Annotated in this window: 5 protein-coding genes; 4 read left to right on the forward strand and 1 reads right to left on the reverse strand. The window is 63.8% G+C overall.

Annotated features, from left to right (window positions below):
- On the forward strand, positions 1-482 hold a 482-nt coding region (locus EOL86_12725; GenBank protein ID NCD26438.1), incomplete at its 5' end, for a DUF445 family protein.
- Positions 483-509: 27 nt separating this feature from the next.
- Positions 510-710: a zinc ribbon domain-containing protein gene (locus EOL86_12730; protein NCD26439.1), complete on the forward strand. Its 201-nt coding sequence runs from the start codon at positions 510-512 to the stop codon at positions 708-710.
- 2 nt (positions 711-712) lie between these two features.
- Here the strand turns inward: EOL86_12730 and EOL86_12735 are convergent, their stop codons facing one another.
- Positions 713-958: a hypothetical protein gene (locus EOL86_12735; GenBank protein ID NCD26440.1), complete on the reverse strand. Its 246-nt coding sequence runs from the start codon at positions 956-958 to the stop codon at positions 713-715.
- Between the two features lie 151 nt (positions 959-1,109).
- On the opposite strand from EOL86_12735, the gene EOL86_12740 reads away from it, so the two are divergent.
- Entirely contained in the window at positions 1,110-2,681 is a 1,572-nt protein-coding gene (locus EOL86_12740) for a bifunctional UDP-sugar hydrolase/5'-nucleotidase (GenBank protein ID NCD26441.1), read from the forward strand.
- 69 nt (positions 2,682-2,750) lie between these two features.
- A partial coding sequence (locus EOL86_12745) for a nucleoside:proton symporter (GenBank protein ID NCD26442.1) occupies positions 2,751-3,777 on the forward strand: 1,027 nt, incomplete at its 3' end.

Raw genomic sequence — 3,777 nt, forward strand, 5'->3', positions numbered from 1 at the left:
TGACCATCCAGGGCATCTTTCCCAAGCGCCAAAAAGCCCTGGCCCTGAATCTGGCCGCCGTCATCGAGGGCGAACTCCTGTCCCACGACGACATCCGCGCCGTCATGGAGCGCCCGGAATTCGCGGCGCGCCTCAAGGACAAAATCCAGGAAGGTTTCGCCGAGTTTTTGTCCAAGCGTCTTGGGGCGCTTAATCCCATGATCGCCATGTTCCTGGACGGGGCCATGCTGGACAAAATCAAGGCTCTCCTGGACACGGAACTGGACCGCATCGTGCCGGGTCTGCTGGAAACCGCCGGCGGCGAGCTGGAAAACAGCCTGGATTTCCGCAAGGTCATTCAGGAAAAAATAGAAAATCTGTCCATGGAACGGCTGGAAGCACTGCTCATGTCCATCATGGCCAAGGAATTCCGCTTCATCGAAGTGGTCGGGGCCGTGCTGGGCGGTTTGATCGGTCTGATCCAGGGACTCATCTTCTTCTAACGGGTTCCGCCCAAGGAGGAGGCAGCCATGCCCATCTATGAATTCGAATGCCAGGCCTGCGGACTGATCTTCGAGGAGATCCTGCCCGCCAGCGAGGACAAAATCCCGCCCTGCCCGAAATGCAAGACAGCGGCCAAGGTCCGCAAGCGCATGTCCGCCAGCGTCCGACACGCTGGCGCCGCCGGCACCCAGGCCGGAACCTGTGCCCCCAAGGGCGGCTTTTCCTGAGGCTAGACACCGGGAGCCCGTGCGGCTCCCCCCTTCTCCGACGATCCTGACCAGCACCCGCTGCCGGCGCCCGCCGAACTCTTCATCAAAACGCTTCCACGTTCCGAAACGAGGCCGACCTCCGGCCACGGCACGATCACTTCACGTCCCATGACTTGACGCTTCATGCGTGCGTCGGAGTTGTTTTCGTCGGCCTTGCGCCGCTTCTCGTCATAGCCTGCATTTTCCGGTACCTCGACAATGGCCATGCGCCCGGATCAGGGTCCGGACAGACGCTTGGATTCGCCCTGCCCCGCCCTCCATCCATTGCCGATGGCCGACTTTGCTGGCACACGAGACAACGCCGCATGTCGATTCGCCCCGGCGGCGCTTCATCACCCCATTTTCCGGAGTCCTCCAATGCGACATCATCGTCTCTCGGCCCTGCTTTCACTGCTGGCCATCCTGATTTTGTGCGGCTGCGCCGCGATTACCGGCGGCCGCGTGGACACTCCCCTCGCCCTGACCATCCTGCACACCAACGACCATCACGGCCGGTTCTGGAAAAACAAACACGGCGAGCACGGACTGGCCGCGCGCAAAACCCTGGCGGACCGGGTCCGGGCCGAAGTCGCGGCCCAGGGCGGGGATGTTCTGCTGCTCGACGCCGGAGACATCAACACCGGCGTGCCCGAATCCGACATGCTCGACGCCGAGCCGGACATCCGGGGTATGAACGCCATGGGCTACGACGCCATGGCCGTGGGCAACCACGAATTCGACAACCCCCTGTCCGTGCTGCGCCGCCAAGAAGCCTGGATGGATTTTCCCCTGCTTTCGGCCAACATCTATAACGCCACGGGCGAGCGCCTTTTTGCGCCGTACCATGTGTTTCGGCTGCACGGCCTCACGGTGGCCGTGTTCGGCCTGACCACCGAGACCACGGCCGTGGCCGGCAATCCCACCCATGTGCGCGGCCTGACCTTCCGCCCGGCCGTGGACGAAGCGCGGGAATTGGTGCCGATCCTACGCGGGAAGGCCGACGTGGTCATCGCCCTGGCCCATCTCGGTTATGACGCCAGCGGCGCGACGGGCTCCGTGGCCCTGGCCAGGGCCGTGCCGGGCATCGACCTCATCGTTGACGGTCATTCCCACACGGAACTGACCACGCCGATTCTGGAAAACGGAACCGTCATCGTCCAGGCCGGGGAATACGGCAAATATCTGGGCCGGGTGGACCTCGTGCGCGAATCCGGGCGGACCCGCCTCGTCAAGGGGAGCCTTCTGCCCGTGAACCTGACCCGGAAAATCGAACGAAACGGGCAGACCGTGCGCGAATCCGCCGGCGAGGCCGTCCCCGAAGATCCGGCCATGCTGGCACTGCTCTCGTCATTTCAGGAGCACGGCGATGCGGCCCTCCTGACCGAAATCGGACGCGGCACCGGCAATTTCACCAGCGACCGCGCCATCATGCGCCAGCGCGAAACGGACATCGGCAATCTGGCCTGTCTGGCCCTGGTGGACAAAACCGGGGCCGACGTGGCGGTCATGAACTCCGGCGGCATCCGGGCCGGCCTGCCCGCCGGAGCCATCAGTTACAGGGACGTGCTGTGCGTGAAACCCTTCGGCAATACCATCTGCACCGTGGCCATGACCGGGGCGGAAGTGGCCGAATACCTGCGCGCGGCCGCGTCCATGCCGCCGGATTCCGGCAGTTTCGCGCAATTCGCGGGGGTGTCCTTAACGCTGAAAAAAGGAGCGCTGCACGATCCAAGGGTCGCCGGCGCGCCTCTTGATCCGGCCAAAACCTACACCCTGGCCGTGGAAAGCTATCTGGCCAATGGCGGCGACGGCTACCCGAAACTGACCGCGCACCCCGGCTTCACGGACACGGGTTTCGTGGACGCGGACGCCCTCAAGGACTACATCGCCGCCCATTCGCCCCTGGACCCGGACCAGTACGCGCCCACGGACGCGGTACGCCGGGAATGACGTTCCTCAGATCCAACCCGGCCCTGAATCCGCGTCCACATCAACGCAGTCAGTCATGAGGAGTCATTCATGTTCCCGCCCGCGCTACAAAGTGCCCTTGGTCTGCTTGTTTTTGTCCTGATCGCCTGGGGCTTGTCCGAAAACCGTCGGGCCGCGAACGCACGACGGGTCGTCATGGCCCTGGTCCTGCAGTTGGGTTTGGCCCTGCTGTTTCTAAAAATTCCCTTCTTCTCGGGCCTGTTCATGGCCCTGAACACGGCCGCCAAGGTCCTTGAAGCCGGAACCCAGGCCGGAACGAGCTTTGTCTTTGGCTACCTTGGCGGCGGCGCCCTGCCCTTTGCCGAGCCCCATCCCGGCGCGGCCTATATCTTTGCCTTCCGGGGCCTGCCCGTGATCGTGGTCACCTCGGCCCTGGCCGCCCTGCTCTATCACTGGAAAATCATCCCCGTCCTGGTCCGGGGCGTTTCAGCCTTGCTGGAACGAACCATGGGCATTGGCGGCGCCCTGGGGGTCGGGTGCGCGGCGAACATCTTCGCCGGCATGATCGAGTCGCCACTATTCGTGCGCCCCTACATGTCGATCATGACCCGCGGCGAACTCTTCGCCCTGATGACGTGCGGCATGGCCACCATTTCCGGAACCGTCCTCGTTCTTTACGCCGGGATCATCGGTCCGGTCCTGCCGGACGCCCTCGGGCATATCCTGACGGCCTCCCTGATCAGCGTCCCGGCAGCCCTCTTGGTGGCCGGTCTCATGGTCCCCGAAACCGGAACGCCCACCAGGGGGCGGATTTCACCCCCCGTGGAAACATGCGGCGCCATGGACGCCGTGGTCCAGGGCACGGCCCTGGGCGTGAAAATTCTGATCAATGTCGTGGCGCTCCTGGTGGTGCTGGTGGCCCTGGTCAGCATGGTCAACCAAGGCCTGGAATTTTTGCCACTGATGGGAGGATCGGCTCCGACCCTGCAACGTCTTCTTGGCTATGTCATGGCCCCCTTGGTCTGGCTGACCGGGATTCCCTGGTCCGAAGCCCACGCGGCCGGAGAGCTGATGGGCACCAAGATCGTGCTCAACGAGCTTCTGGCCTATCTGGACA

This window comes from Deltaproteobacteria bacterium, from assembly GCA_009930495.1.
In the GTDB taxonomy this organism is placed as follows: Bacteria; Desulfobacterota; Desulfovibrionia; order Desulfovibrionales; family Desulfomicrobiaceae; genus Desulfomicrobium.